We start from the raw sequence: 25,172 nt of genomic DNA, 5'->3' as shown, positions 1-25,172 counted from the left end.
TATGTTTTTGATAATATTAGGAAAAAATTTTAAGGCAAATAATGAGAATTTTATCTTTTCTTTTTTTATTTTTTATTGCACTTTTTGGCGAAGTAATCGCGCCAAATGAGGCCTTCATCGTCGATACAAACACAAGCGAAAGCGAAATTAGCTTAAATTTTCGCGTCGCAGATGAGATTTATATTTACAAAGATGAGATAAAAATTTTCATTGATAGCGCAGAAGTTGGCGCACTTTTAAATTTTCCGCAACCAAAAGCGTATAAAAATCATCAAATTTATGACGGAAATTTCAGCATTGCCCTGCCTATGGGGCTAGTGCTTGCAAACGCAAAAGATAACAAAAATTTTCAAATTTTGGTGAAATTTCTTGGTTGCACTGTGGGTGGGTTTTGCTACGAGCCACAAAACAGAGGCTTTGCGCTAAATAAAAGTGGCGAGGGCTATGAAATTTCGGCGTTGAAAAATCCCGGCGCAGGTATTTCGGGGCAAAATTTAGAGCAAAATTCAGAGCAAAATTCAGGGAATTTTGGCTCAAATTTAAGCCAATCGCAAATTTTAGAAATTTTTGAAAACAAAAGCTTTTTTATGACCTTAATTTTGTTTTTTGGTTTTGGCGTTTTGCTCTCTCTGACACCTTGCATTTATCCGCTCATACCGATACTCTCGTCGATTATCGTGGCTAAAACAGCTAGCAAGCCAAGCGTGAAATTAAGCCTGATTGTAAGCGTGATTTATGTGCTTGGCATGGCGAGTTCGTATGCGGTTTTGGGCGCTGGGGTGGCGGTTTTGGGCGAAAATTTGCAAGGGATTTTGCAAAATAAAATCGCTCTAATCATCACGGCTGCCATTTTTGTGGCTTTGGCGTTTTCACTTTTTGGGCTTTATGAGATTAGGCTTCCTGGCAGATTGCAAAATTTCCTAAGTGCCAAAAGCGACGCGAGAAGCGGATTTGTGGGCGTTTTTTTAATGGGGGCGATTTCATCACTTATGGTTAGCCCTTGCATTTCAGCCCCGTTAAGTGCTGCGCTAATATACATCGCAAATAGCGCAAATATAGCACTTGGGGCTAGTGCGCTTTTTGCCTTGGGGCTTGGAAGCGGGGTTTTGCTCGTAGTAATCGGGCTTGGAGGCGCGCTGCCGCGTCCAGGCGAGTGGATGGAAGTGGTGCCAAAAATCTTTGGATTTTTGCTTTTGTTTATGGCGGTTTGGATAGTGCGCTTCATAATCGGAGAAAATTTAGCACTGCTATTTTATGCGATTTTGTGCGCTTTAATGGCTGGGGTTTTGGGTTTGTTTGATGCGCGCGCAAACGCACTAAAACGCGCACTCGCGCTTTTAACGCTAGTTTATAGCGTGCTTTTGCTAATCGGATTTGCAAGCGGGGCGAGGGATTTTACTAAGCCACTTAGCGAAATTTCGGTGCAAAAGGGCGTAGCTGTGCAAAAAGGCGATATGACGCAAAGTGCGAAAAATGGGGAAAATTTTATTTTCGTGCGAGATTTGGGCGAGTTACGCTCGATAATTGAGGGCTCGCAAAAGCCAGTGATTGTGGATTTTTGGGCGCAGTGGTGCAAAAACTGCGAAGAGAGTGAGGCGGCGTTTGGCGATGAGAGTTTGGCTGAAATTTTGTCAAATTTCACGCTCATTAAGGTTGATTTGACCCAAAACAGCCCCCAAATGAGCGAGATTAAAAAAGAATTTGGCGTTATGGGACCGCCTGCGATTTTGTTTTTTAAAAACGGAAGTGAGTTAGAAAACCTGCGCCAAATCGGCGCTGTAAATTTAGAGAATTTATCGCAAATTTTATCGCAGATTTGAAATTTGCTAATTTTGCATAATCTGTCATTGCAAAGAAATGCGAAGCATTTCCGTAAAAATAAAACCAGCTAAATTTAGAAAAACGAAGTTTTTCTAAATTTAGCCACTTCTAAGGTTTTACAGGGGTGGGGGTTGGTAAGGGGGAGGGTAGCGTCTCCTAAAAAGCGCGCCCTCCCCCTTACAGAGAATTTCACGGAATTTCACGGCGCAGGTTAAATTCAAAAAATAATTCAATGCTAAATTTAGGTTGAATTTAACTCTAAATTTTTCTGGATTGCTTCGCTTTCTGCGAAAGCTCGCAATGACAGAGAATTTACAAATTTGGAATTTTGATTTCGTAGATTGCCACGCCTCGCAATGACGGATTTAGCGAATTTTGCGTTAAAATTTAGCGAAATTTAAAGGATTAAAATGCAATTAATTCTTGTTTGGTCATTGCTTGGATTTTTGCCACTTTTGTGGTTGATTTCGCTCTGTTTTGTGATTTTTTATATCATAAAATTTTCGCGCACGCCGAATTTTAGCGACCAAAGAGTGTATTACAAAAGGCGCATAAAAAGTTCGCTTTGCATTTTTGCGATAATCTTGCCGATTTTGTTTTGTTTGGTTTATATTTTTTCGATTTTTATTTATTAACCAAAGCTTTAAAATTTTACTTTAAAATGGCTGTTTTATAAGCAAAATTTGGCTAAAATCATTAGCTTTTGAATTTACGAATTATGGGAAAATTTATGATAAAAATTATTTTTTTAGATGTCGATGGTTCGCTCACTGACGGCGCGCTGTATCACGCAGAGAGTGGCGAGACGATGAAGAGATTCGATGTCAAAGACGGCTTTGGGATCCAAGAGTGGCAAAGGTGCGGTCTGCATGTGGCTATAATCACGGGTAAAAGCTCGCAAATCGTGGCAAATAGGGCAAAAGAGCTTAAAATTCCTTTTGTTTTTCAGGGCGAAAAGGACAAATTTGGCAGAGCTAGCGAAATACTTGCGGAGCTTGGGCTCGATTTTAGCGAGGCTGCGGCGATTGGCGATGATTTAAACGACGCGAAACTGCTAAATGCTGTTGGCATGAGCTTCAAGCCAAGCGACGCGCTAAATTCGCTAAGCGCAGATTACACGCTAAATGCGCGTGGCGGGCACGGAGCGGTGCGCGAGATGATTGAAATTTTGGTCGATAAAAACAATATGCGAGAGATTTGGAACTCTAAATGGTTATAAAAATTTTCTATGTCGTAATCGCGATTTTTAGCGTCGCTATGGTGTTTCTAAGCGTGCAAACTCCGTATTTTGAGGAGATGTTTAAGGAAAATTTAAATGTCTCAAATCTCGAAATGCAAGGCGTGAGAGATTATCAAGTGGGCGAGAAAATCAGTGGCGAATTCAGGGCGAAAAATGGGATTCGCTACAAAGATCGCGATGAATTTTACGAATTTGACGCTGTGATTTTAGATGATATAAATCACACGATTAGCTCAAATTTAGCCGTTAAAAAAGGCGATAATATCAAATTTAGCGGTTCGGCGCATTACCGCAACAGCGACGAAATGGATTATAAATCCGAGCAAATCACCTACAATCTCAAAAATAAAATCGTTCGCTCAGATGTGCCATACACCCTCACTCAGGGCGAAAACAAAGTAACTGGCGAAAAAATCAGTTACGATACAAAAAATAAAAAAACAAACTCAAAAGGAATTCACGCATGGTATTACACGCAGGACAAAAATTCATCAAATTAGCGATTTTTTCATCACTTTTGGCTTGTATGAGCGCATTTGGCGCACCTGAGCTAGTCGAGGTTACGGCGGATAATTTTTTCGCTGACGAGGTCAAACAAATCAGCACCCTAACGGGCAATGTAAAGATAAAAAAAGGCTCTTATGATACGCTAACTTCGGATAAGGTTACGATTTATTTCGACGCCAAAAAGCAACCCACAAAATATGTCGCCACAGGAAATGCGAAATTTAAGGTGCTAGTAAATGACAAACACTACGACGGACAGGGCGCAGTGCTGACATACACCCCAGGCGCTGAGACATACACGCTCGAAGGAAACGCGCATTTGCACGAAACTGAGACCAAAAAAGAGGTCTTTGGCGAACAGATTGTGGTCAATCGCACCAAAGGCACCTATGAGGTCAAATCCGCGCCAAATGGCGGTGCTGGCAAAAAACCTGTGAGATTAATCTTTCAAGTAGAAGATCAGCAAAAATGATAAACATAAACGACGCGAAATTTATAACTTCCGCCGCAGGGATTGTCGATAGCCCAGAGTTTGCGATGAGCGAGGTGGCGTTTTTGGGGCGCTCAAATGTGGGCAAATCCAGCCTGATAAACGCTCTAACTCAGCGCAAAGGGCTAGCCAAATCAAGCTCTACGCCGGGCAAGACGCAACTTGTGAATTATTTCGAGGTAAAATTTGGGCAAAAATTTAGCGAAAATGAAAAATTTGATGAAGTTTTGGCAAATTTAGGCGAGAATTTTTCGCTTATGTTTGTGGATTTGCCGGGTTTTGGATATGCAAAAGTGTCGAAAAAAATGCACTATATCTGGCAGAAAAATTTGGACGAATTTATCAAAAACCGCCTAAATATCAAGCTTTTTGTCCATTTGATAGATTCGCGCCAATTTGATTTGGATATTGATAGAAATTTGCGCGAGTATGTGGAGAGCTTTTTGCGAGGCGATCAGCAAATTTTGCGCCTTTACACGAAAGCCGACAAACTAAATCAAGCTGGGCGCGCAAAATTGCTTAAAAGCGATCCTGGCGCACTTTTTGTCTCGACGCTAAAAGGTTCTGGCATAGCCAAAGCGCGCGAATTAATCATAAAAAGGGCGTTTGGACTATGATAGTGCTAGAAAAACCGCGTCTGTGCGACATAGGCGCAATGCAAGAAATGATAAAAGCCGAGGTTGAAAGTGGCGTGATTTTGCCTAGAAGCGACGATGAGATCGCCACATATATCCGCTCATACACGCTAGCGTATGTCTGCGATGAGGCGTGCGCCAAGCCAGAAAACACTGAGCCGAAATTTGATAGTGCAAATTTAGGGGCAAATTCTAGTGAAATTTCAAATCAAAATTCCCAAATTTGCGCCTCTTACACGCAGTATTTCGCCCAAAAACCACAAAACGCCGAGCTTGCAGGATATGCGTCTTTGAAAATTTTCAATGCAGATCTTGCAGAAATTCGCTCATTTGTCGTCTCGCCGAAATTTCGCAGGCGAGGAATCGGCTCGAAAATCGTCAAAGCTTTATTAGACGAAGCGAAATTTTATGGCTTAAAAAATGTCTTTGCGCTAACTTATCAAAAGCATTTTTTTGAGCAAAATGGCTTTAAAGAAATCAGCAAAGACGAGCTTCCAGCCCAAAAAATTTGGGCAGATTGTATATCTTGCAAAAAGTTTCCAGTATGCAACGAAGTCGCGGTAATTTATACCTTATAGTCGATTTTGCCCTGAGCTTTGGCGTCGCGTTTTATCTGCTTTTAAGCGTGATGTATCGGGGACTGCCGCCACTTTTGGGGTTTTTTTTCGTGACTTTGGTGGTGCTGAAATTCGAGCATGAAAACAAATTTAAAAAATACAATTTCGCTTACTATTTTGCGATTTTTTATCTATTTTGCGCCGAGCAAATTTACGGATTTAACCTATTTAGCATTGCGCTAGCTTACATTATTTTTTACACTTTTATCTACGAATTTAGCCTGCGAAATATCAAATTCCGCAACTTTTTGCTGGCTTTGTATGTGCTGATTGCTTATGCGCTGATTTTGGGGGTAAATGGCGCGATTTCGTATATCAAAAAAGCTGACGCTATGAGTGTGGGAAGCGAGTATTTAAGCTATATCGTGGTCGATATTCTGCTTAGTTTGCTCTTTTTTAAGGGGCGATTTGTATGAGATTAAAATTCGTCTTTTTCTTTGTTTTGGCGTTTTTTACCATGCTTTTGGTTAGGGTGTATTATCTAGCTATCAAATCAAACGAATTTTACGAGCAAATCGCCAAAAACAATGTCGTCTCGACCGAGTATATCCCGCCTGTGAGGGGGCAGATACTAGACGCCAAAAACCGTCCGCTAGCGATTAATAATATCGGTTTTTCGCTTTTGATTGCGCCACATTTAAAAGATAGCGCGCTGGATGCTGAGCTAGCAAATATCAGCAAATATTTCGCGGATTTAAACACTACGCAAATGCGCAAAATTTACAAGGACGAAAACTCGGTTTATAACCAAAATTTTATCGAAGTGGTTAAATTTTTGGATTACAACGAAACAATCACGCATTTTGCGAATTTGAATCTGCACGAAAATATCCGTGTCGAGCCTGCTTCGCAACGCTACTATCCGCACAATCATCTCGCCTCGCATATCATCGGCTATGTCGGACGCGCGAATAAAAAAGATATCAAATCCAACCCTCTCTCAGCCCTTACTGGATATAATGGCAGAAGCGGTGTGGAGGGGTATTATAATGAAATTTTGCAGGGCAAAAGGGGCGAGCGCAAGACTAAGGTAACCGCGCTAAATGAGGTTGTCGAGGAGATTTCATACGAGGAGCCAAGCAGTAGCGAGATTTCGCTGACGATTGATTTGGAATTCCAAAGATATTTAGAGGAAATTTTCAAAGACAAAGACGGCGTGGCGATTGTGATTGATCTCAAAGACGGCGCGATACTGGGTGCTGGAAGCTTCCCTGAGTATAATCTAAACACCTTTGTGGGCGGAATTTCGCAAGCTCAGTGGGACGAGCTAATCAAAGATCCGCGCCACCCATTTACAAACAAGCTTGTAAATGGTCTGTATCCACCAGGTTCGGTTATTAAAATGGCTGTTGGAATGAGTTTTATCAACAGTGGCAAGATAAATGAGAATTGGAGTGCATTTTGTGGTGGCGCAATGGAGCTAGGAGGGCGCAAATTTCGTTGTTGGAAGGGCAGTGGTCATGGAAGGCTTAGCCTAGTTGATGCGATAAAGGGCAGTTGCGATATATATTTTTATGAGGGTTCTTTGATTGTGGGGATTGATTATATGTCATCGTATCTCAATCGTATGGGATTTGGCACAAAAACTGGCGTGGATTTGCCAAATGAATTTGTCGGCACCGTGCCAAATAAGGCGTGGAAATTGCAAAAATTTAAACGCCCTTGGTATCAAGGCGAGACCGTAAATGCCTCGATCGGTCAAGGCGACGTGCTAGTAACCCCAATGCAAGTAGCCAAAAATACAGCCCAAATCGCCACAGGCAAGGCGATAATTCCACATTTTTTAAAGAGCATTGATGGCGAAGAGATTAGCTTCGAGCCGGGCGAGCTTTTCACCCCAGCTGAAAAAAACCAACTCCCGCTTGTAAGGCGCGGTATGTATGAGGTGGGAAACAACCCAAACGGCGGAACTGCGTATAAAATCATGAAAGACGCTGTCGTCCCACTCGCGGTCAAAACAGGCACCGCGCAGGTCGTAGGACTATCGCAAAAGACAAACAAACGCCTAAAAGAGTCGCAAATGGATTATTTCCACCGCTCGCATGCGTGGATGACGAGCTTCGGTCCGTATGAAAACCCAAAATACGCCGTCACGGTGCTAGTCGAGCACGGAGGCGGTGGCGGAAGCGCGGCAGGTCCTGTGGTGAAAAAAATCTTTGAAAAACTCGTGGATATGGGCTATATCGACGCAAACGCCACGGCAAATTCTACGCAAAATTTGAAGAAAAAATAGAATTAAAATTTCAAAATCCTCGCTGACGCAATCCTTAAACACTGCGCCGAAATTTTAAAATTTGGGCTCATTACTTAAAATTTGCAAAATTTGCCCCTAAGTGTCATTGCGAGAATTTTGCTTAGCAAAATTCGTGGCAATCTACAAAGTTTAAATTAAAAGTCGGGCAAATGGCAGAATTTCGCAGATTTTTTGAATTTTAAAATTCTGCAAATTTTGCTTTTTGGTTGTTTAAATTCGTAGATTGCTTCGTCACTTCGCTCCTCGCAATGACAAATCAAACAAAATTTGCCCCTAAGTGTCATTGCGAGAATTTTGCGTAGCAAAATTCGTGGCAATCTACAAAGTTTAAATTAAAAGTCAGGCAAATGGCAAAATTTCGCAGAATTTCGAATTTTAAAATTTTATGCGCATAGCCCAAATTTGGCGTTTGTGAAATTTAAGCATAAAAGGCTATAATTGCGCTTCGGCGTGGCGAGCGGTCGCTTGTGATAAACAAGAGGAAAGTCCGAGCTGCAATAAGACAGAGTTGCGTCTAACGGACGCCGTGGGAAACCATAGGGAAAGTGCAACAGAAAGCAAACCGCCATAGCGTTCGCGCTGTGGTAAGGGTGAAAGGGCGGGGTAAGAGCCCACCGCGCGCATGGAGACATGGGCGGCAGTGCAAACCCAACTCGCAGCAAGAATAGAAGGTAAGGTCTTATGAGATACTATTCGCTAGAACTGGTTTGCAAAAACCAGTGTAGATAAATGATCGCACAGACAGAACTCGGCTTATAGCCACGCCTTTTATTTATTTTTGCAAAATTTCCACAATAATAATAGTAAATGTAGTTGAATTTGTCATTGCGAGCGAGTGAAATGAGCGTGCAATCTACGAGTGTAAAATTTAGGGTTAGTTTGTTTGCTAAAATTTTGAAATTTATGGAATTTTATAAAATTTGCGAATTTATCGTTCGGTGATTTTAGCTCGTGGATTGCCACGAATTTTGCTAACGCAAAATTCTCGCAATGACAGATTAAAGGCTATGGAATTTTTCTGGATTGCACGCCTAGCAAAACAGCTTCTCAAAATGGCAAATCAAAATTTCGGGGCAGTGTTTCAAACTTGCGGTAGCGAAATAAATTTAAAATAATCACATAAATTTTTTGTTAGTTAGTGCGTTAGTTAGCCAAAATGGGCGTTAGTTTGGTTTGTCATCGAGATTGACGGCGTCGATGATCTCTTTTTTGAAGCGCAAAAACTCGATATTGTTTTTAAGCGCGCGGTTTTCTTCGAGCAATACCTCGTGTTTGGTGCGAAGCTCTGCGATGTCGCGCGAAATGTAGTAAATCTCGTTTCGGATAAAAATCGCCGGCACGGTTAGCAAAAACACGAACATCATCACCAAATAGGTCATCAAAAGTTTGTTTAAGGATAAATTTACCTCTTTGAAATTTGTGGTTTGGTAGTTTTGCAAAATTTGGTTTTGTTCGTCGCTGATATATTCGCTCGTCTTGGGCGTGGATTTGGTCCTGTTTGGGACGGAATTATTTATGATAAAATCATATTCGTTATTCAAAATTTTCTCCATTTAAATTTTAAAATTTTCAAAATTCGAAAAATTATAAGTAAAATTTAGCATAATATTTTACATAAAATTTTGCTTATAATTTTTAATAAAATTTTACTAAAATAGCCTAAATTTGGCTATTTTATCTGAAAAATTCTCAGCTTAGCACTGCTTGCGCGAGAATTTTGCGCTAGCTCTTCGCTGCTAGCGGTGATTGGCTTTTTGCTTATGATTTTGCCTAGATTGTGGTCAGCTCCACACTCACATTTTAGTGCAAATTCTGGGCAAATACACGCTTTTTCCCACTCTTTAAAACGCGTTTTTACGATACGATCTTCGAGCGAGTGAAAGGAGATTATAGCAATTTTTGCATTAGTTAAGACTTTATTTTTTGCTTTTTGCTCGATTAAATTTAAAAGCTCATTAAGTTCGCCAAGTTCGTTATTTACCTCTATTCTGATTGCCTGAAATGCGAGGATTGCGGGGCTTACGCTTCTGTTTTTGGCAGGTTTAGTGCCGATGATTTGCGCTAAATCTTTCGCGCTGGTAATAGGTGAGAGTTTGCGTGCTTGGATAATTTTTTCAGCGATTTGATATGCGTTTGGAAGTTCGCCATATTCACGCAAAATCCGTGTAAGTTCATCTTTTGTATAATTATTTACTATAAATTTCGCGTCTTTTGAGCAAGAGCTGTCCATACGCATATCTAGCTCGTCGCTTCCTAGCCCAAAACCGCGCTCGTTTTTGTCGATTTGAAGCGATGAAACGCCGATATCGGCTAAAATTCCCCTTATGTTTTTGATTTTTTCATCTGGCAAAATTTTTAAAATTTCACTAAATTTTGCCTTATGGATTTGCACGCGATCTTTGAAATTTTCTAGCCTTTTACTCGAAAAATTTATCGCTTCATTATCCCTATCACATGCGATTAAATGGACATTTGGTAGGCTTTGCAAGATACCTTGGCTATGTCCTGCGTATCCTAGGGTGCAATCAAGTATGTAGCCACCCTGGGTGTCCGAAAATGCGCTAAGTGTTTCGTTAAATAAAACTGGAATATGAGGAATTTGCAAACTTAATCCTTTTAAAATTTCTAGTTTAGTATAATAGCGCATTTTTTAGGTAAAAGGTAAAAAATGGACGAGTATTATTACGAAATTTTGCGTAGAATTTCGCTTTCGATGTTTAGAAAGGAGCTTTTTGGCATTTTTCACGGCTCGATTTCAGCCAAAGTTAAGGATAATCAATTCATTATCAACAAAAAAAATGCCATTTTTGACAGCCTAGGCTTGGACGATTTTGTGGCGTTGTTTGCCAAAAAGGACTATCGCTGGGAAGAGGCGAGTATAGATAGTGATATACATTTAAATATATATAAAAATATTAAAGAAGCCAAATTCGTTGCTTACGCTATGCCGCCGTATTTGCTTGCATATACCTTAGAACACGACTTTATCATACCGCGCGATTATTATGGTGCGACTATCATCAAACGGCTTGAAATTTACGATCCGAAAAATTACGATGATTGGCACGATAGGGCACCGCACGAAATTTACAATTATATGATGAGTGAAAATAGTGATATCATCGTGGTTAGGGGATATGGCGTGTTTGCGTATGCCAGAAGCGCACAGAGCCTTGCGAAAAAAATCGCTGTTTTGGAAAATAGTTGCAAAATGCTTTTACTAAACCATAATTAACTTTTTTGTAAAAAAATGTTACTAACGCGTTATAAAATGACAAAAATGCCTATTTTTCAGTGTTACATAAGGTTTTTATCTGTATAATACTAACACATTTTGTTAGTTGATTAAAGGGAAATAATTTATGATCAATTGGATGCAAAAGCATAAAAAGTCGCTCATACCTACTATCTGGATTAGCACGATAGCTTTCGTCGGTGCTGGTTTTGTGGGCTGGGGCGCGTATGATATGAACGCAAACAGAGCTGGTTCTATCGCCAAAGTAGGACAAATTTCTGTTACTAACCAAGAACTAAATACGAAATATTCTGAGCTTTACAATCGTCTTTATAGCATGAGTGACGGCAGATTTACTAGGGAACAAGCTGATCAAATGCGCCTAGACGAAATCGCTGCAAACGAGCTTATTAAAGAGGCGTATTTTTTAAATTTCGCTAACGATTTGGGGCTAAGGGCTACGGAAAAAGATGTGGCCGAGTTTGTGGTAAATGCGCCAGCCTTCCAAGAAAATGGCGTTTTTAATCAGACTTTATATGATAACAGCGTCAAAAATTCAGGTCTTACCAAAAAAGAATTTGAGCGAAATTTGCAAAAAGCAATCACGCTAGAAAAGCTTAGCGACGCGATAAAAGTCGTGCCAAATATGGATATCGTCGAGGCTATCACAGCCTCTGGTTTGGTGCAAGATAGCGTGCAAGCGCAGATGATTTACGCCGATGATAATGTCAGTTTTAGCGACGATGAGTTAAAGAAATTTTGGGAGGGCGAAAAAGATCACTATATGAGTGAGAAAAAATACACCCTTAGCACATACTTTATGCCGACTAACATGGCAGAGGTTAGCGACGCTGAGTTAGAAAAATTTTATAACGAAAATCGCTCGGCGTATCGTGGGAGCGATGATAAGGTGCTAGATTTCGCCGCAGCAAAAGATAGTGTGATAAAGGATTTTAGCATCGATCAAGCCAAAAAAACAGCGCTAAAAAAATATTTGGAAATCAAAAAAGGCGAAGCTGATACTAATGAAACTATTATCGCCACGCCTAGCACATTTCCTGTGGGTGAGCTTGGAGAGGCTAAGGTTGGTGAAATTTTAAAACCTTTTGCTTACAATGACGGAAATTTAATCGTAAAAATCGCTAGCATAGACGAGCCAAAACCTCTTAGTTTCGAAGAGGCAAAAGAGTTAGCGGCGGCTGATTACCGCGTGGTTAGGGCTAGCGAGCTTTTAAGCGAAAATGCGCAAAACGCACTTAAAGATTTTAAAGGAACCGAATTTGGCAAATTTACGCTAAATTCACAAAATACAACTTCGCTTAGAGATGATGAATTTTATAAATTTATCAGCGAAATGTTTTCTAAACCTGCCAAAGAGGGCGTTGTGCTTTTTGACGATAAGGCTTTGGTTTATAAAATCACAGAACAAAGCTTAGGCGATGATACTAGCATAAACGAAAACAAATCTATGGTAGCGCAAAAAATCGACGGTATGATAAATTCAAATCTCCAAGGCGATTTGTTAAAACTTCTTGAAAAGCGTTATAAACTCGAAAGATATTATAAAGGTAGAGATAGTGAGTGAGTATATCTTAGGCTTAGACATCGGGTCTAACAAAATTCGTGCTTTAATAGCCAAAAATGATGGCGAGTTGAGCATTAGCGGAGTAGGTGTAGCTGATACCTTGGGTATAAAAAAGGGTGTGATTACTAACATCGAGCAGGCTGCTAGCTCAATCAAACAAGCTGTAAAAGGCGCTATCAAAAGTGCTGGTCGCAACTACGATAGAGCGGTGGTTTCGATATCTGGTTCGTATGCCAAAAGTGTCAAATCGCGTGGCGTAATCACTATGGAGCGCGAGATCGGTATCCATGAGATAGATCGCGCTATGAAGGTAGCCCAAGCGCAAGCCAATGTCCCGAACGACTATGCTATTTTGCATGTGCTTCCTTATGATTTCAAAATCGACGAGCAAGAGCATATAGAAGATCCTCTTGGCATGAGTGGATCGAGGCTAGAAGTATCAGTTCATATCATAATCGCTCCAAAAAGCTCAATCCAAAATTTGAAAAAATCAGTAGAAATGGCAGGGGTAAAGGTTAGCAATATAGTCCTATCTGGCTATGCCTCATCAATTTCTACGCTAACAAAAGATGAAAAAGAGTTAGGCGTGGTGCTTATAGATATGGGCGGAGCGACTTGCGATGTGGTTATTCACCTAGGCAATTCATTGCGTTATAACGATGTTGTTATGTTAGGTTCGAATAACATCACTAACGACCTTTCTCGCGCGCTTCACACACCGCTACCTTATGCAGAAAATATAAAAATCACATATAATGATTTGATAAACGAGGGCGACAGCGAGGTAAATTTGCCTATAATGGGTGAAAGGGAAGATGAGAGTAAGTTGATTTCTCTTGAAATTATTTCGCAAGTAATATTAGCAAGAGTTAAGGAAATATTCGATCTTTTAGCCGATAAAATCGATAAAAGTGGCTACAAAGACAGGCTTGGCGCTGGCGTAGTCATCACTGGTGGTATGGCTAAGCTAGATGATGTCAGAGACCTAGGCACTATGGTTTTTGATAACATATCTGTTAGAGTGGCTAGACCAAAGAGCGTTAGTGGGCTTTCTGAGATTTCTTATGATAGCGCTAATGCTTGTGCGGTTGGGCTTTGTATGTATGGATTTGGCGATTTTACGCCGTATGAGATTGATTCTAACGGCGAGCTTCGTTACAAAGACGAAACTATAAAAATCTCTACAAGCAGAGAGAGTTCGACATACTATGAAAAAGAAGTAACGCAAGCGATAGAAACAGAAGAGGTAAAAAGCAGTGTTGCTAACACTAACACTATGGCAAATAACGGCGGGCTTGGCATTGGGCTTCCAGAGAAAAAGAAGCCAAATATGTTGGAAAAATTTATGACATTTATTAAAAATAGCTTTTAAATTTAATAGAGGAGATTGCAATGAAAGGATTTATTGTGGAAGAAAACAAAGGTGTTTATGGCGCCAAAATGAAAGTAATCGGCGTCGGCGGCGGCGGTTGTAATATGATTAATCATATGATTAGAGAGGGTTTTACTAAGGCTGATGTCGAGCTTATGGTAGCTAACACAGATGTTCAAGCGCTGGAAAAATCAATCGCAAAAACTAGAATTCAACTTGGACCAAATTTAACCAGAGGGCTTGGTTGTGGTATGGATCCTACTATGGGTCGTGGCGCTGCTGAGGAGAGCTATGAGGATCTAAAAGATCGCCTAGATTACGCTGATATGGTCTTTGTAGGCTCTGGTTTTGGTGGTGGCACAGGCACTGGTGCGGCTCCAATCGTAGCAAAAGCTGCTAAGGAGAAAAAGGCCCTAACAATCGGTATCGTTACAACTCCGTTTGATTTCGAGGGTAAAAAACGCATGCGCCTAGCGCAAGAGGGCCTGGAAGAGCTTAAAAAAGAGTGCGATTCTGTAATCGTAATCCCAAATCAAAATTTATTGAAAATCATTGATAAAAAAACAGGTATCAAAGAGGCTTACAAAAAGGTCGATAATGTCCTAGCACAAGCTGTAAATGGTATGATTTCTGTGATTTTAGAATCAGGCGATAGCGATATGAATGTGGATTACGCTGATGTTCGCAAGGTAATGCAACACCGCGGTATGGCGCTAATGGGCACAGGTGTATGCGACGGCGAGGACGCAGCAGAGGAAGCGATAAAAGCAGCTATCCAATCACCGCTACTTGATAATGTTTCAATCAACGGCGCACAAGGCGTTTTGGTTCATTTCAAAATTTCACCTGATTGCTCGCTTATCGAAATCGAGTGCGCTATGAATATCATCAGAGAGGCTGTCAGCGAGGACGCGGACATAATCTTTGGAACGACAACAGATGATAGTATCGAAAACAACCGTGTAGAGGTAACTCTGATAGCTACTGGTTTCGAAAAGAGCGCCGCTGAAAAAAAGCAAGTAACTAAACAAAGCGTCGCTGATAGCAGACAAGCTATCATAGAAAGCTACGCTAGAAAATCATTTTTCGCTAAACAAAAAGTAGCTAGTGGCGATTTCAACGGCGATGAAACTTATGATGAGTTAGAAGAGCCGACATTTTTGCGCAAACAAATGGATTGATAATCCTTTAAAAGCAATTCTTCTATTATCGGTGCGCACCCCGCGCACCGGTTTGATTTAGATAAATTTTAAAATTTAGAAAATTTTATGAGCCTTTGTTTCATGCAATACGAGCTTTGATTTTGAGCGTGATTTCTCGTATTTAAAATGCGTTAAATTCATTGTCATGTGTCTAGCAAAATGCACCACCAGCACCAAGCCTTTTATCGTAGCTAGGGTTATCATTTTTCTTCCTTGTAAAATTTTTCAATCTTATTAAACGCACATACCAAAAATTCAACTTCTTCTTTTGTCAATTTTTTGCAAATTTCTGTGATTTGCTTCAAATTTTCTGTGTTTATAGACTTTATGTTTTTGTTTAATTGTTGTCTATCTTTTTCTTCTGTTATATAGTGCCAATTTTCATAATGAAATAGACTTACTATTTGTGCTTCTTCATCAAAACCATGAAATGCGATTTTCATAAGATCTGGTTTAGGCGTTAATAATTTCATCCACCAAACTGGGTGCAAAATCATTGTAGAAATATACGGAAATAGGCTAGGCGTATCGTCCGCCAAAAATTTTAGCAAACCAAGAATATTTTGTATAACGAGTGCTCGAAATTTCAAGGTAGTATCCGCAAAATGTGTGTATATATAAAATACATTTGGGTTGGCAAACACATGCAAATGCTGATACAATGCCACAAAACTACAATCCGTCTCATCTAGTAATATTTCTTGCATTAGCTTATTTTTAATATCGTCTGAAAGCTCGTCGCTAGAAATGTTTATCGGCAAATTTTTTAACATATCTTCTATTGCTTCATAAAAAGGCTTTAATTTCTCGCTTTCATTTTCTAGTTTTATAGTATTTTTGTTACTTAAAACGCCTGAAAAATCCTTTCCGCGCTTTAAAACTAAATCTAACAATAAATCGAATTGCTCTTGATTATTTTGCAAATATTTATTCTTTTTTAAAATTAAAATTTTAAATTTATCTTTAAGAGGCAATTTTCTATCTAGCGACAAAAATTCATCTTTCGTTAAATTTTTTAAAGTATCAACAAATTCGCATATTGTTTTTGCTTTTTGGATATATTGAGATAAAATCTCTTTTATGTCGAGCTTACAAGAATTATTGTTTTCCAAATCAACCCACCATTGTATATGACCGAAGCTCGATTTTAAGCCCAAATTAAATTGTGTCCCTTCATCAAAATATCGTTCTATACAGCGTGTTAGGCTTTCGGTATTTGCGCTTTGATATCCGTCATTATATTTTTCGAATTTAAACAAATTTGGATATAACTTTTCAAATTTATCTCTTTGCGAATTTAGCTTAACCCAGTTTGAAAAAATTTGAGATTTTATTTTTTCTCTTGTGGTATAAATATCGGGAATACCGCAAAACTGAGTATCTATGTCACCGCTTAATACTTCATCGATTTTTAAATAAATTCCGACTTCATCGCTTGGCAAATTTAGTTTTGTTAGATTAAAATCTTGCATTTAATTCTCCTTTTTCATCTCTTAATCCGTAAAATTTGGCTAGTTTCATTTGTAATCCTTTTAGGGGGTTTTATCAAATATCTATTTGGGTTATTCTTAAATTTTCTACTTGGGACATATTTGCCTATCACAAAATCATACGATTATCTTGGTCGCATGCTTATCTGTCTGCCTTTTTCATCGTAAGTGTAAATGCTGGTTTTGCTAGCTAGTGTTACGCTACTGGCTGTAAAGCCAAGAAGCGTAACGCCAACCGCACTTCTACTGAAAAGCAACTTCGAGCCGTTATACACAAAAAGTGTCGAGCCTTTTATTATCGCTAGGGTTATCATTTTTGTTCCTTTTATTTAAAAATTTTGTTTAATTAAAACTCCAATTTCCAGCGAATTTTGCTGTAAAATGAGTAAGAAGTCTCGCTTTCGTTTATAAAATTCGCTTCAACACCTGCTCTTAAAAAACCAGCCACGCCGACATTTAGCGACATATTTACCAGAGAATTTGCGCATTTTTGTAAAGAAGTAGCCATTTCTTCCGTTTGTTCTAGCGAACCACCTTTTGCATTTATTACGCCATAGTCCAAATAATACTTCACCTCACTAGCAAATTCAGGCGGTAAAGCAGATAAATTTATTTGCTCTTTATCTATAAATTTTTGCAGCTCTTCTTTTGAAACTGCAACAGAATTTGGAAATTCCCCTTTTATAAATTTTCCTTCATAAGCTTTTGCTTCTTTGCTCCGTGAAACTTCTTTTGAAAATTTAGCCGAAGCTTTAATCGCTTTATATTCTCCACCAGCTCCGATATTTAAATCTTTTCTAAATTTTTCTAAATTTATCTCTTGTTCAAAATATTCAAATTCATATCTTTTTATACCCATTCTCTTTGAAATATCGCTCAAAATTGTTCTTAATTCATCTCTATATAAAATTTGAAAATCTTTTAAAGGAAAATACAAATTATTCCTAATACCAGAATGAACTAAATATAAATTTTCGTTTAAATTTTGTATAGGACATATAACTTTATTTTCTTTTTTGACAAAATAATCCCTAAATCGTTCATCTTCTGCCAAAATCATTTCATATCCTTTTGTTAGTGGTTCCGATCTTTTTGGACTTATACTATATTTTTCTTTTGTCATATCGTCTAAAACCAAAATTTCTGTTTTGGTAGGAATAGGAAGTAGCTCATTTTTTTCTTGCATTTTTTATCCTTTATTTTGTAAAAGTTTTTACAGCATAACCTCCGATAGAGCCAATTACACCGTAAGTTATAGCTTTTAGGGCTGTATCGGTCGCAACAGCACCGACTAATAGTCCTATTCCGCCACCAATTAATATATATTTAGCAGTTTGTTTTCGATTTTTAGTTTTTGCCTCTGTTTTAATTTGCAAAAATCTTTGATATTCAAGTCCTGCCAATTTTACTGTTTGTTCTATTTCATTTTGGTCAGAGTTATTATCCCAAATAATCATAGCAACTCTAACTCGTCCTATATCATCTTTTTCGGGGTGAAAAATATACATTAAATTTATATTTTGTGTAAGTTTTGCTTCTTCAACTCCATTACGCACAAAATCATATTTTTCCATGACTTGTGATATTTCATAATAATTTTTTTGTAGCTCCATTTCGCCTTGCACTGTTTTTCCATTTTCCCAAGCCAATTGATTTTCTTCTTGGTTTTTGCCTTGTATTGTTATCTTAATCATTTTTAATCTCCTATAATAAAATTCATTAATGCGTTTTGTGGATTTTTTGTCATATCAAATACTTTGCAATCAACTAATGATTTTATTTTTATAGTATTTTCTATATTGTTAATTTTTGTAGTTTCGATTTGATCTCCACGAGTTCCCAATATTTTTAATCTTATTTTATGCTTTCTTTTATGCTTATGATTTTCTTCAAAAATTTCTTCTTTAAAAATATCTATTTCATCTATTATTTGTTTTTCTGCTTTTTTATTGCTCAAAAATTTAGAAGCATCAAAAACATAAACAAAAGTAACTACGCCATCTTGTTCTCTGCTTTTTTCAAAAGCTTTTTGCCTTATTTCTTCTTTTGCCATGCGAGCAGCTTTTGAACCAGCTACATTTTTTATTAAATACAATGAATTGTTTGCTTCAACCCATTCATCTTTACTTATCGTAGTTGCTTCATAATTGTCTCTAAAACCTTTTCCTTGCAATATATGGATTAGAGTATCTTTTCCGCTTTCTTGATTGCCGTCTAACAATATTTTTGGTGTATCTTCTGGCTTAATTTTAATGTTTTTGCCCGATGAACTGGTTATCGTTTTTTCGCCAGAAGAAAATATCACTCCTAAGCCTTTTGCTATAAAAACAAAAATAGCCCATGTCATCGGATCAAACATGATTAATCGCCTTTCCATTTTTATCTATAAAATACTTTTTGCCATCTTTTTTTACTTCGGCTATACCGTTATTGAAATGTCCAGCAAAATCAAAATCATGCTTGATAACTTCTTTACCTGACTTATTTATATAATTCCATTTGTCGTTTATGCAAACTGGTGCTAAGTCTTCACTAAAATATTCAATAAAATCATAAATAAAATCTACTATTTTTTTCCTTTTTTTGTCTATAACTCCCCATTTTTGATTTTTACATACAGAAACCATATCGCAACTAAAAATACCAACATCATCGTATTGGCAAGGTATGGAAAATTCATTTTTTTTATCGACAAAACCAAATTTATTATTTGCCATAACCTTAATCATGCTTTCTTTGTTATTGTCCCAAATTTCGTCGTATTTGCAAGAAATAACAATATCGCCTTTTTCGTTTTTAAAACCAATTTTTCTATTTTCTTTAAATGCTATTAATCCCATTTAAACTCCTTTTTTAAAAAATTCGTTTATTTTACCCCCCCCCCCCCATAAAAAAAACTTAAAATTTTAATCGTTTTGAAGAAAAAGATTTTTGCAAATTAGTAGATAAGGCTTCGTAGTTTTGGGTGGAATTTAAAATTTGTCAAATTAATCGCTGGGAAATTTGGGGAATTTATCGAATTACAGGGGAAATTTGGCGAAATTTATCGAAATTTAGTAAATTTGGCTCATAGCTCAAAATTTCAAATTTCGCTAAATTTTCAAATCTCCCCGCCGAGTTCTAAAATCTTCCCGCGCAAAATTTCGATCTCTTTTTCGTATTCGCTGATTTGATCTTGCAGTCTAAAAATCACATCCACGCCCGCTAAATTCACGCCGAGCTCCTTTGTGAGATTTACTATCATACGGATTTTATCCATATCGCGCGCCGAATACAGCCTCATTTTCCCGTCCGTCCTGCCCGGCTTGACTAGCCCTTCGCGCTCGTATTGGCGCAGGGTTTGGGGGTGGATATCAAGGACTTTGGCTACGATTGAGATTAGATAAACCGGCTCGTCATAATCGTGCATATTCTCTCCTTATAAGCTTTCTAATGCCTCGCGAACCTCGTCGCTTAGGCTATCGGCATCTGGCAAGACGATATTTACTACGGCGTAGAGGTCGCCTAAAATTTTGGTTTTGCGGTTTTGCACGCCATAGCCTTTGAGGCGGTATTTTTGGCCGTTTTTGGTGTTTTTGCTGATTTTAATCGTGGCTGTTTTTTTGGGTGTGGCGACCTCGATTTTGCCACCAAAAAGCGCAGTTTTTAGCGGGACATCGATTTTTTTGCTCAAATCATCGCCGTTGCGCTCATACTCAGCGCTTGGCGAAATTTTAATCTCTAAAATCAAATCTCCGCTTTGCTCGCCGTTTGAGTTGCCTTTGCCCCTAATGCGCAGTTTCTCGCCTGTATTAATCCCCGCTGGGATTTTAAATTTCACATTTTCGCCGCCTAAATTTATGCTCATTTCTCCGCCATTTATCGCGGTGTCAAAGGGGATTTCGATCGCGCTGTGTTTGTCTAAATCCGCGCCAAATCCGCCGCTAAACCCAGCACCGAATCCAAACGGATTAAACCCGCCACCAAAATCAAAGCCCCCGCGTGAGCCCTTCGCGCCAGAAAATCCGCCAAAAATGCTGTTTAAAATGTCGTTTAAATCGCCCATGCCAGCCGAACCTTTGGCGAAATCGTGGAAATTTTGACCGCCAAACATAGAATCGCCGTATTGGTCATACTGAGCGCGTTTTTTCTCATCGCTTAAAATTTCATACGCTGCGTTGATTTCTTTGAATTTTTCCTCTGCGCCGGGGTCTTTGTTGATATCTGGGTGATACTTTCTAGCGAGCCTGCGATAGGCTTTTTTAATCTCGTCAGCACTGGCAGATTTGCTAATGCCGAGAGTCTCATAAAGGCTAGAATTTGCCATTTTACCTTCCTTTTTTGTCTAAATTTTATATTGATTATATCATAAAAGTTTAGTCTATGTCAATCAAGTTTAATATATTTTGTTTATAAATCTTGTAATTACATTAAACAAATATTAGCCCTAGAAATTTATAATTGCACGAAAATTTTATTCAAAAGGAATTTAAATGAAAAAAACCATTTTGCTATCTTTGGCACTTAGTGCTTCGCTTTTTGGCGCGAATATCGATATCAGCGAGGCTGGCGCGAAATTTGATCGTGTAAATCCTGAGTTTAGCAAGGATGTCGTTCTCTCATACCACAGCTCGATTGCCGAGGCGAAAAAATCTGTCGTAAATATCTCGACCAAATCAAAACACAAAGTCGCAAACAACCCAATGGCGGAGATGTTTAACGATCCGTTTTTTAAGCAATTTTTCGATTTTAACCTGCCTAGACAAGAGCGCGAGGTCAGCTCTTTGGGATCAGGTGTGATTATCTCAGATGACGGATACATCGTCACAAACAACCATGTCGTCGAAAATGCCGATGAAATCGTAGTTACACTGCTCGATAATGATAAAGAGTATAAAGCCAAGGTCGTAGGAACGGATTCAAAAACCGATTTGGCGATTATCAAAATCGAGGAAAAAAGGCTATCTGCGATTAAATTTGCTGATTCGTCAAAGGCTGTGGAGGGCGATATAGTGTTTGCTATCGGAAATCCATTTGGCGTGGGTGGCACGATTACGCAAGGAATCGTCTCTGCGCTAAATAAAAACAATATCGGGCTTAATCAATACGAAAATTTTATCCAAACAGACGCTTCGATAAATCCGGGCAACTCAGGCGGTGCGCTAGTCGATAGCCGTGGCGCGCTGATTGGTATAAACTCAGCGATTTTAAGCAGAAGTGGCGGAAACAACGGTATAGGATTTGCAATCCCGTCAAATATGGTCAAAGATATCGCCAAAAAGCTCATTAGCGACGGCAAAATCGAGCGCGGATATATCGGCGTAACGATTAGCGATATGTCAAAAGAGCAAAAAGAGATTTACAATAGCAAAGAAGGTGCGCTGATTTCGAGCGTGGAAGAGGGCTTGCCAGCGGATAAAGCGGGCATTAAAAGGGGTGATTTGATTATAAAAGTCGATGACAAACCTGTCAAAAACGCAAACGAGCTTAAAAATTTGGTCGGCTCGATGAATCCGGGTAGCAAGGTCGAAATCGAGTTTGAGCGCGACGGCAAAAACCAAAAAGTAACCCTCAAACTAGATAGTATGGATAAATCATCTAACGCCGGCAGCTCAAATGTCGATGAGGGCGCATTAGAGGGGCTAAGCCTTAAAAATCTAGATGATGAAATTCGCTCAAAATATGCGCTAAATAAAGATCTAAAAGGCGCAATCGTAACAAATGTAAAAGCTGATTCAAAAGCGAGCGAGTATGGGTTTAGAAAGGGCGATATAATTATCCAAATCGGTCAAAACGATGTCGAAAATATCGATGATTTTAACAAATATATCAAAGCCTACAAAGGCAAAAAAGTACTAGTTTGGGTTATTAGAAACGGTATCCCACAAGGACTAGTAATCCGCTAAAATTGGCAAATTTGGCAGGGCTTAGGCTTTGCCAAATTTTCACTTGGCGAAGTCAAATTTCAAACGACTTCGCCGATTTTATTTTTTAATTTTAATTATAATTTTTTGGGAAAAATTATTTCCTCTCCACGACTTCGTAAATCACGCCCTTTTCGCTGATATATTTCTCCACGGCTTCGAGCTGGGTTGGTAGGACATTTATCACGAGCGAGCCCACGACGCTTTTATCCAGGCGCTCTAACTTACCCCAGACGATATTGAAATTTATGCCAAGCTCGTGCGCCATGTGCGTGATAATGCTATCAAACGCGACATCTGGCGGGAAAAACAGCCTTACATTTATATTATTTGGTGGTAACACTTCCTCTTCGCCTAGGAATTCCTTCATATGCTCATCAGGGTGCAAAAACAGCTCCACGATATCGCCAGAGCCCACGACGACGCCGTGTTTTAGGAGCATAGCGCGGTTGGCTATGCTTTTGACGACCTCCATTTCGTGCGTTACCAAAACTATCGTAATGCCAAGCGAGCGGTTTATTTCTTTAAGCAAATTTAAAATTTGCGTCGTTGTGTTTGGATCGAGCGCTGAGGTCGCCTCGTCGCTAAGTAAAATTTGCGGTTTTAGTGCCAATGCCCTAGCAATGGCTACTCTTTGCTTCTGACCGCCACTAAGCTCGCTAGGATAGGCGTTTGCTTTGTCTTTGAGGCCGACTAGAACGAGCAATTCGGCCACGCGCTCTTTGATATAGCCTTCCTCAAATTTCCAAAACCTAAGCGGTGTGGCGACATTTTCGGCGACCGTTTTTCGGCTCATTAGCGCGAAATGTTGAAAAATCATACCGATATTTTTGCGAAATTCGCGCACTTCATCGCCTTTTAAATCCGCCACCTCTTTGCCAGCGACTTTTAGACTGCCGCTTTGGTAATTTTCTAGCCCATTTATACAGCGAAGTAGGGTGCTTTTGCCCGCGCCACTTTGTCCCACGATAGCGAAAATTTCGCCTTTTTTGATCTCGGCGCTGACACCTTTTATGATTTCGGATTTTCCGAAACTTTTATGCAAATTTTCGATTTTTATCACTAAATTTCCTTTATTTTTTTCCATAATTTTACTTAAATTTTCAAAATTTTAGCTTTGCAATTTTTGTCTTAACGCCTCTTGCAAAAGCGAGCCAGCCAGCATGCGCTCTTCCTTCATAAATATAAAATTCTCGCCGAATTCGCCCTCTAATTCGACCTTGCGATACGGCCCTGAATACATCACAATGATTTTTGCGCTTAAATTTTCCTTATTTAGCATATTTGTAACGATATCGAGTTTTTCTTGGTTTGTGATTGTTAGTATTATTACAGAGGCTTGACGCAGGCTAAATTCGTCGATGACGCCCTTTTGCATCATATTGGCAAAATGCACATTTTCTCCGCGCGATTTGCCAAGATCCACAAGCTCCAAATCGCTTTCAGCCACGATATATGGCAGGCCATTATCGCGCAGTCTAAGCAGTATTTCTTGTCCTACTCTGCCGTATCCAACGATGACAAAATGGTTTTTCATAGGTGAAATTTTGACCTTATGCACCTCGTCTTCGAGTTTTTCGACATTTGATTCGAAGCGGTTTGCGATGCGGTTTAGGTTTTTTAGGATAAATGGTGTCAAAATCATCGTCGCCACAACGATTGCAATTAGAATTTGCGCATTTTCTTTGTTTATTAAATTTTTGGATATCAAAAGTGCGAAAATCGCTAGGGCAAATTCGCCGATTTGCGCCAGAGATAGGGCTGATTTGAGCGCAATTCTTTTGTGAGTTGATAAGATGAGTATCGCATAGACAATGCCGGCTTTTAGCGCCATTATAATGATAATTCCTAACAAAATCACGCCGTAGTGGTTGGCGATAATGTCAAATTTAATCTGAATTCCGATTGTGATAAAAAATAGACCAAGCAAAATATCTCTGAGCGAACTCATGCCGGCTGCAATTTCGCGCTTGTATTCGGTTTCGGCAATCAGCATGCCAGCGATAAATGCGCCCAGCGTGTAGCTAAATCCAAACACATGAGCCAAAAAGCTAGCACCGATTACCACGAATAAAACCGTGGCGATGAAAATTTCTTTGGAATTTAGCTTTGTAACATAGCCTAGCAGGGTGTTTAGCAGGAATTTGCCGATTAAAAAAAGCGATATAATCACAATCGCCGCGCTTATGGCGGTGTGCAAAATCAGCTCATTTACAGGCGTGCTATCGGTGGAGGCAAAAATATCAATCATCAGCAAAATCGGAATTACAGCCAAATCTTGGAAAAGCAAAATTCCAAGCACTTTTCTTCCGTGATTGCGATTTATTTCGCCAGAGTCATTTAGGCTTTTTAGCACTATTGCAGTAGAACTTAAAGATAGCGCAAGACCGATAATAATGGCTGTTTTGATATTTTCGCTTAAAACTTGATCTATTATGAGAGTGAGTATCAGCCCAGTGCCTGCAACCTGCAAAAATCCGTTGAAAAAGACATCTTTTTTCATACTCATTAGGTGCTTGAAGCTAAACTCCAATCCTATGCTAAACATTAGAAAAACTACGCCAAATTCGGCGATTTGCGACATATACATACTCTCGTCGCGTGTGAGGCTATAAATCTGCGTAAAACACACACCTGCGACGATATATCCGATAATGCTAGGGATTTCAAAGACTTTAAAAACTATGTTTAGAACGATTGCAAGTGCAGTAATCGTCAAAAATAGCTCGATAGCAAAATCCATTTGCAACCTTTCTAGGGAAAATTTTAAATCTTTGATTTTACTAAAATTTAGCTTAAAATATCGCAAATTTAGGGCAAA

General features: G+C 39.1%; 27 protein-coding genes and 1 other RNA gene. 15 read left to right on the top strand and 13 right to left on the bottom strand.

What is annotated here, in order from left to right:
* The first annotated feature begins 41 nt into the window (after nucleotides 1–41).
* The 10 genes from dsbD to rnpB all read left to right on the top strand — a co-directional run bounded on the left by dsbD (nucleotide 42) and on the right by rnpB (nucleotide 8,336).
* Nucleotides 42–1,820 carry a protein-disulfide reductase DsbD gene (gene dsbD / locus OFO10_RS05725; RefSeq protein WP_270866428.1) on the top strand — a complete coding sequence of 593 codons (1,779 nt, stop codon included), beginning with the start codon at nucleotides 42–44 and terminating at the stop codon, nucleotides 1,818–1,820.
* 411 nt (nucleotides 1,821–2,231) lie between these two features.
* Nucleotides 2,232–2,456 carry a hypothetical protein gene (locus OFO10_RS05720; RefSeq protein ID WP_270866427.1) on the top strand — a complete coding sequence of 75 codons (225 nt, stop codon included), beginning with the start codon at nucleotides 2,232–2,234 and terminating at the stop codon, nucleotides 2,454–2,456.
* A gap of 95 nt (nucleotides 2,457–2,551) precedes the next feature.
* Complete coding sequence (locus OFO10_RS05715) at nucleotides 2,552–3,040, top strand: KdsC family phosphatase (protein WP_270866426.1); 489 nt, start codon at nucleotides 2,552–2,554, stop codon at nucleotides 3,038–3,040.
* Nucleotides 3,031–3,561 carry an LPS export ABC transporter periplasmic protein LptC gene (lptC, locus tag OFO10_RS05710; RefSeq protein ID WP_270866425.1) on the top strand — a complete coding sequence of 177 codons (531 nt, stop codon included), beginning with the start codon at nucleotides 3,031–3,033 and terminating at the stop codon, nucleotides 3,559–3,561. Before OFO10_RS05715 ends, lptC begins: the two co-directional genes overlap by 10 nt.
* On the top strand, nucleotides 3,525–4,040 hold the full coding sequence (gene lptA, locus OFO10_RS05705; RefSeq protein ID WP_442867878.1) for a lipopolysaccharide transport periplasmic protein LptA: 516 nt from the start codon (nucleotides 3,525–3,527) through the stop codon (nucleotides 4,038–4,040). The genes lptC and lptA overlap by 37 nt, the downstream gene beginning before the upstream one ends.
* Nucleotides 4,037–4,675: a GTP-binding protein gene (locus tag OFO10_RS05700; RefSeq protein ID WP_270866424.1), complete on the top strand. Its 639-nt coding sequence runs from the start codon at nucleotides 4,037–4,039 to the stop codon at nucleotides 4,673–4,675. The genes lptA and OFO10_RS05700 overlap by 4 nt, the downstream gene beginning before the upstream one ends.
* Entirely contained in the window at nucleotides 4,672–5,271 is a 600-nt protein-coding gene (locus OFO10_RS05695; RefSeq protein WP_270866423.1) for a GNAT family N-acetyltransferase, read from the top strand. The genes OFO10_RS05700 and OFO10_RS05695 overlap by 4 nt, the downstream gene beginning before the upstream one ends.
* On the top strand, nucleotides 5,238–5,726 hold the full coding sequence (locus tag OFO10_RS05690) for a hypothetical protein (protein ID WP_270866422.1): 489 nt from the start codon (nucleotides 5,238–5,240) through the stop codon (nucleotides 5,724–5,726). Before OFO10_RS05695 ends, OFO10_RS05690 begins: the two co-directional genes overlap by 34 nt.
* Complete coding sequence (gene mrdA / locus OFO10_RS05685; protein ID WP_270866421.1) at nucleotides 5,723–7,543, top strand: penicillin-binding protein 2; 1,821 nt, start codon at nucleotides 5,723–5,725, stop codon at nucleotides 7,541–7,543. The genes OFO10_RS05690 and mrdA overlap by 4 nt, the downstream gene beginning before the upstream one ends.
* Before the next feature lie 466 nt (nucleotides 7,544–8,009).
* An RNA gene (rnpB, locus tag OFO10_RS05680) (RNase P RNA component class A) lies at nucleotides 8,010–8,336 on the top strand.
* Between the two features lie 391 nt (nucleotides 8,337–8,727).
* On the opposite strand, the gene OFO10_RS05675 is transcribed toward rnpB, so the two are convergent.
* Both OFO10_RS05675 and rsmH read right to left on the bottom strand, forming a co-directional pair.
* Complete coding sequence (locus OFO10_RS05675; protein WP_270866420.1) at nucleotides 8,728–9,105, bottom strand: hypothetical protein; 378 nt, start codon at nucleotides 9,103–9,105, stop codon at nucleotides 8,728–8,730.
* 128 nt (nucleotides 9,106–9,233) lie between these two features.
* Nucleotides 9,234–10,169 carry a 16S rRNA (cytosine(1402)-N(4))-methyltransferase RsmH gene (rsmH, locus tag OFO10_RS05670; RefSeq protein WP_270866419.1) on the bottom strand — a complete coding sequence of 312 codons (936 nt, stop codon included), beginning with the start codon at nucleotides 10,167–10,169 and terminating at the stop codon, nucleotides 9,234–9,236.
* A gap of 63 nt (nucleotides 10,170–10,232) precedes the next feature.
* Here rsmH and OFO10_RS05665 point away from each other — a divergent pair, with 63 nt between their 5' ends.
* The 4 genes from OFO10_RS05665 (at nucleotide 10,233) to ftsZ (ending at nucleotide 14,937) form a co-directional block, all read left to right on the top strand.
* Nucleotides 10,233–10,799, top strand: coding sequence for a class II aldolase and adducin N-terminal domain-containing protein (locus OFO10_RS05665; RefSeq protein WP_270859434.1), 567 nt, complete (start codon nucleotides 10,233–10,235; stop codon nucleotides 10,797–10,799).
* A gap of 127 nt (nucleotides 10,800–10,926) precedes the next feature.
* The gene (locus OFO10_RS05660; RefSeq protein ID WP_270866418.1) at nucleotides 10,927–12,384 is read left to right on the top strand and encodes a peptidylprolyl isomerase; all 1,458 of its coding nucleotides are present in this window, start codon (nucleotides 10,927–10,929) and stop codon (nucleotides 12,382–12,384) included.
* Nucleotides 12,377–13,756 carry a cell division protein FtsA gene (gene ftsA, locus OFO10_RS05655; protein ID WP_270866417.1) on the top strand — a complete coding sequence of 460 codons (1,380 nt, stop codon included), beginning with the start codon at nucleotides 12,377–12,379 and terminating at the stop codon, nucleotides 13,754–13,756. Before OFO10_RS05660 ends, ftsA begins: the two co-directional genes overlap by 8 nt.
* Nucleotides 13,757–13,776: 20 nt before the next feature.
* A complete protein-coding gene (ftsZ, locus tag OFO10_RS05650; protein WP_270866416.1) occupies nucleotides 13,777–14,937 on the top strand; it encodes a cell division protein FtsZ in 1,161 nt (386 codons plus the stop codon).
* A gap of 75 nt (nucleotides 14,938–15,012) precedes the next feature.
* Here ftsZ and OFO10_RS05645 read toward each other — a convergent pair whose 3' ends face one another.
* The 9 genes from OFO10_RS05645 to OFO10_RS05605 form a co-directional block, all read right to left on the bottom strand.
* Entirely contained in the window at nucleotides 15,013–15,162 is a 150-nt protein-coding gene (locus OFO10_RS05645) for a hypothetical protein (protein WP_270866415.1), read from the bottom strand.
* The gene (locus OFO10_RS05640) at nucleotides 15,159–16,430 is read right to left on the bottom strand and encodes a hypothetical protein (protein WP_270866414.1); all 1,272 of its coding nucleotides are present in this window, start codon (nucleotides 16,428–16,430) and stop codon (nucleotides 15,159–15,161) included. Before OFO10_RS05640 ends, OFO10_RS05645 begins: the two co-directional genes overlap by 4 nt.
* A 143-nt stretch (nucleotides 16,431–16,573) precedes the next feature.
* Nucleotides 16,574–16,762, bottom strand: a complete 189-nt coding sequence (locus OFO10_RS05635; RefSeq protein ID WP_270866413.1) for a hypothetical protein — start codon at nucleotides 16,760–16,762, stop codon at nucleotides 16,574–16,576.
* A 32-nt stretch (nucleotides 16,763–16,794) separates the two neighbouring features.
* Nucleotides 16,795–17,634, bottom strand: coding sequence for a hypothetical protein (locus tag OFO10_RS05630; RefSeq protein WP_270866412.1), 840 nt, complete (start codon nucleotides 17,632–17,634; stop codon nucleotides 16,795–16,797).
* 10 nt (nucleotides 17,635–17,644) lie between these two features.
* Nucleotides 17,645–18,142 carry a hypothetical protein gene (locus tag OFO10_RS05625; protein WP_270866411.1) on the bottom strand — a complete coding sequence of 166 codons (498 nt, stop codon included), beginning with the start codon at nucleotides 18,140–18,142 and terminating at the stop codon, nucleotides 17,645–17,647.
* A 2-nt stretch (nucleotides 18,143–18,144) separates the two neighbouring features.
* Entirely contained in the window at nucleotides 18,145–18,807 is a 663-nt protein-coding gene (locus OFO10_RS05620) for a hypothetical protein (RefSeq protein WP_270866410.1), read from the bottom strand.
* Nucleotides 18,800–19,288, bottom strand: a complete 489-nt coding sequence (locus OFO10_RS05615) for a WG repeat-containing protein (protein WP_270866409.1) — start codon at nucleotides 19,286–19,288, stop codon at nucleotides 18,800–18,802. The genes OFO10_RS05620 and OFO10_RS05615 overlap by 8 nt, the downstream gene beginning before the upstream one ends.
* A 260-nt stretch (nucleotides 19,289–19,548) precedes the next feature.
* Nucleotides 19,549–19,857, bottom strand: a complete 309-nt coding sequence (locus OFO10_RS05610) for a heat shock protein transcriptional repressor HspR (RefSeq protein WP_270866408.1) — start codon at nucleotides 19,855–19,857, stop codon at nucleotides 19,549–19,551.
* A 9-nt stretch (nucleotides 19,858–19,866) separates the two neighbouring features.
* Complete coding sequence (locus OFO10_RS05605; protein ID WP_270866407.1) at nucleotides 19,867–20,754, bottom strand: DnaJ C-terminal domain-containing protein; 888 nt, start codon at nucleotides 20,752–20,754, stop codon at nucleotides 19,867–19,869.
* Between the two features lie 166 nt (nucleotides 20,755–20,920).
* Here OFO10_RS05605 and OFO10_RS05600 point away from each other — a divergent pair, with 166 nt between their 5' ends.
* Nucleotides 20,921–22,333, top strand: coding sequence for a DegQ family serine endoprotease (locus OFO10_RS05600; RefSeq protein WP_270862406.1), 1,413 nt, complete (start codon nucleotides 20,921–20,923; stop codon nucleotides 22,331–22,333).
* A 115-nt stretch (nucleotides 22,334–22,448) separates the two neighbouring features.
* Here OFO10_RS05600 and OFO10_RS05595 read toward each other — a convergent pair whose 3' ends face one another.
* A complete protein-coding gene (locus OFO10_RS05595) occupies nucleotides 22,449–23,414 on the bottom strand; it encodes a methionine ABC transporter ATP-binding protein (RefSeq protein ID WP_270866406.1) in 966 nt (321 codons plus the stop codon).
* 48 nt (nucleotides 23,415–23,462) lie between these two features.
* Nucleotides 23,463–25,094: a cation:proton antiporter domain-containing protein gene (locus OFO10_RS05590; protein ID WP_270866405.1), complete on the bottom strand. Its 1,632-nt coding sequence runs from the start codon at nucleotides 25,092–25,094 to the stop codon at nucleotides 23,463–23,465.
* Nucleotides 25,095–25,172 lie beyond the last annotated feature (78 nt).

This window comes from Campylobacter sp. VBCF_06 NA8, from assembly GCF_027737825.1.
Lineage (GTDB): Bacteria > Campylobacterota > Campylobacteria > Campylobacterales > Campylobacteraceae > Campylobacter_B.
This window is presented reverse-complemented; position numbering and strand designations above follow the sequence as displayed.

Excerpts from the sequence above, each read along its gene's own strand:
- dsbD (WP_270866428.1), top strand. The coding sequence starts at position 42 with ATGAGAATTTTATCTTTTCTTTTTTTATTTTTTATTGCACTTTTTGGC.
- OFO10_RS05720 (WP_270866427.1), top strand. The coding sequence starts at position 2,232 with ATGCAATTAATTCTTGTTTGGTCATTGCTTGGATTTTTGCCACTTTTG.
- OFO10_RS05715 (WP_270866426.1), top strand. The coding sequence starts at position 2,552 with ATGATAAAAATTATTTTTTTAGATGTCGATGGTTCGCTCACTGACGGC.
- lptC (WP_270866425.1), top strand. The coding sequence starts at position 3,031 with ATGGTTATAAAAATTTTCTATGTCGTAATCGCGATTTTTAGCGTCGCT.
- lptA (WP_442867878.1), top strand. The coding sequence starts at position 3,525 with ATGGTATTACACGCAGGACAAAAATTCATCAAATTAGCGATTTTTTCA.
- OFO10_RS05700 (WP_270866424.1), top strand. The coding sequence starts at position 4,037 with ATGATAAACATAAACGACGCGAAATTTATAACTTCCGCCGCAGGGATT.
- OFO10_RS05695 (WP_270866423.1), top strand. The coding sequence starts at position 4,672 with ATGATAGTGCTAGAAAAACCGCGTCTGTGCGACATAGGCGCAATGCAA.
- OFO10_RS05690 (WP_270866422.1), top strand. The coding sequence starts at position 5,238 with ATGCAACGAAGTCGCGGTAATTTATACCTTATAGTCGATTTTGCCCTG.
- mrdA (WP_270866421.1), top strand. The coding sequence starts at position 5,723 with ATGAGATTAAAATTCGTCTTTTTCTTTGTTTTGGCGTTTTTTACCATG.
- OFO10_RS05665 (WP_270859434.1), top strand. The coding sequence starts at position 10,233 with ATGGACGAGTATTATTACGAAATTTTGCGTAGAATTTCGCTTTCGATG.
- OFO10_RS05660 (WP_270866418.1), top strand. The coding sequence starts at position 10,927 with ATGATCAATTGGATGCAAAAGCATAAAAAGTCGCTCATACCTACTATC.
- ftsZ (WP_270866416.1), top strand. The coding sequence starts at position 13,777 with ATGAAAGGATTTATTGTGGAAGAAAACAAAGGTGTTTATGGCGCCAAA.
- OFO10_RS05645 (WP_270866415.1), bottom strand. The coding sequence starts at position 15,162 with ATGATAACCCTAGCTACGATAAAAGGCTTGGTGCTGGTGGTGCATTTT.
- OFO10_RS05640 (WP_270866414.1), bottom strand. The coding sequence starts at position 16,430 with ATGCAAGATTTTAATCTAACAAAACTAAATTTGCCAAGCGATGAAGTC.
- OFO10_RS05635 (WP_270866413.1), bottom strand. The coding sequence starts at position 16,762 with ATGATAACCCTAGCGATAATAAAAGGCTCGACACTTTTTGTGTATAAC.
- OFO10_RS05630 (WP_270866412.1), bottom strand. The coding sequence starts at position 17,634 with ATGCAAGAAAAAAATGAGCTACTTCCTATTCCTACCAAAACAGAAATT.
- OFO10_RS05625 (WP_270866411.1), bottom strand. The coding sequence starts at position 18,142 with ATGATTAAGATAACAATACAAGGCAAAAACCAAGAAGAAAATCAATTG.
- OFO10_RS05620 (WP_270866410.1), bottom strand. The coding sequence starts at position 18,807 with ATGTTTGATCCGATGACATGGGCTATTTTTGTTTTTATAGCAAAAGGC.
- OFO10_RS05615 (WP_270866409.1), bottom strand. The coding sequence starts at position 19,288 with ATGGGATTAATAGCATTTAAAGAAAATAGAAAAATTGGTTTTAAAAAC.
- OFO10_RS05610 (WP_270866408.1), bottom strand. The coding sequence starts at position 19,857 with ATGCACGATTATGACGAGCCGGTTTATCTAATCTCAATCGTAGCCAAA.
- OFO10_RS05605 (WP_270866407.1), bottom strand. The coding sequence starts at position 20,754 with ATGGCAAATTCTAGCCTTTATGAGACTCTCGGCATTAGCAAATCTGCC.
- OFO10_RS05600 (WP_270862406.1), top strand. The coding sequence starts at position 20,921 with ATGAAAAAAACCATTTTGCTATCTTTGGCACTTAGTGCTTCGCTTTTT.
- OFO10_RS05590 (WP_270866405.1), bottom strand. The coding sequence starts at position 25,094 with ATGGATTTTGCTATCGAGCTATTTTTGACGATTACTGCACTTGCAATC.